At 63.8% G+C, this 839-nt stretch carries 1 protein-coding gene; it reads right to left on the reverse strand.

What is annotated here, in order from left to right; all coding sequences use genetic code 11:
- Positions 1-19: 19 nt before the first annotated feature.
- Positions 20-777, reverse strand: a protein-coding gene (locus AC0CH8_RS18815) for an IS5 family transposase (RefSeq protein WP_465241190.1) whose coding sequence is annotated in 2 segments (ribosomal slippage) — positions 20-444 and positions 444-777 — 759 coding nt in all. Because the reading frame shifts where the segments join, the coding sequence is not laid out codon by codon here.
- Positions 778-839: the final 62 nt, after the last annotated feature.

An 839-nucleotide genomic window follows, 5' to 3' on the forward strand; every position in this document is an offset into this window, starting at 1 on the left:
TAGGGTCAGGACTCGTTGATCACAGCCAGAAGATGACGGTGGCAGCGAGGGCCACGGCGGAGAAGAAGGCGGTTGGGCAGCGATCGTACCGGGTTGCGACGCGTCGCCAGTCCTTGAGGCGGCCGAACATGATCTCGATGCGGCTACGGCGCCTGTACCGGCGCTTGTCGTATCTAACCGGCTCGTTGCGGGATCGTCGGCCTGGGATGCAGGGCTGAATACCTTTCGCCTGGAGGGCATCCCTGAACCAGTCGGCGTCGTAGCCGCGATCGCCGAGCAGCCACTGGGCCTTTGGCAGGTCGTCCAGCAACGCGGCCGCGCCGGTGTAGTCGCTGACCTGACCCGCCGTCATGAAGAAGCTCAACGGGCGTCCGTTCGCATCGGCGACGGCGTGGAGCTTGGTGTTCATGCCGCCTTTGGTGCGCCCGATCAGGCGGCCGAGATCCCCTTTTTTACCCGCAGGCTCGATGCCGTGCGGTGCGCCTTCAGGTAGGTCGCATCGATCATCACCGTCTTCGGCTCGGCGTCCGCCGCGGCCAGTCCCTCCATCATCCGGGTGAACACGCCTCGCTCACCCCAGCGCTTCCACCGATTGTAGAGCGTCTTGTGAGGTCCGTAGACGCTGGGGGCATCTCGCCAGCGCAACCCGTTGCGGTTGACGAAAACGATGCCGCTCAACACCCGTCGGTCATCCACCCGAGGCCTGCCATGGCTCTTCGGGAAAAACGGACGCAGCCGCTCGATCTGCTCGTCCGTCAGCCAAAACAGGTCGCTCATTCCAGTCTCCTCTCAGAGCCTGAATCAGATCGCGCCTCTCACATCAATGGGTCCTGACCCTA

It is taken from the genome of Sphingomonas sp. AC435, from assembly GCF_979253005.1.